This is a genomic window from Colwellia ponticola (assembly GCF_005885605.1).
GTDB classification, from domain to species: Bacteria; Pseudomonadota; Gammaproteobacteria; order Enterobacterales; family Alteromonadaceae; genus Colwellia; species Colwellia ponticola.
Genome location: NZ_SZVP01000105.1, coordinates 1 through 458 on the forward strand (window position 1 = coordinate 1; position 458 = coordinate 458).

General features: G+C 34.5%; 2 protein-coding genes. Both read left to right on the forward strand.

The genetic code is table 11. The features are described 5' to 3' along the window. Positions 1 to 247: gamma-glutamyltransferase (locus FCS21_RS17755; RefSeq protein WP_171035732.1), on the forward strand; the 247-nt coding region annotated here is incomplete at its 5' end. Positions 248 to 288: 41 nt separating this feature from the next. After that, positions 289 to 458: DNA alkylation repair protein (locus FCS21_RS17760; protein ID WP_171035733.1), on the forward strand; the 170-nt coding region annotated here is incomplete at its 3' end.

The window sequence follows — 458 nt, forward strand, 5'->3', positions numbered from 1 at the left end:
TCGTTTGAGTATGCAGGAAGCTGTAAATGCACCTCGTTTTCATCATCAATGGTTACCGGATTTAATCACTTTTGAACCCAATACATTCGATACTAAAACCTTTGAAACCTTGAAGTCAAAAGGATATCTTATCAATGAAAAAACAACACCAGTAATAGGAAAAGTAGATGCGATTTTGGTTTTACCAAATAAAAAAATCGAAGGTGGCGCTGATTTTAGAGGAGACGATAAAGCGGTTGGATTTTAGCCCTTCGACTGCGCTCAGGATGACTAAAAATTTAAATATTTATGAACTTTATACTTGCCTTAGAAAACACTTTTAAGCAAAATGAGAATCCTGAAAATGCTTTTGCCATGGCAAAATACATGAAGAATAACTTTCCGTTTTTTGGAATAAAAACGGAGGAACGAAGACGCATTTTTAAGGAAATTTGGAAAGAAAACAAAGAAGAGGTTTC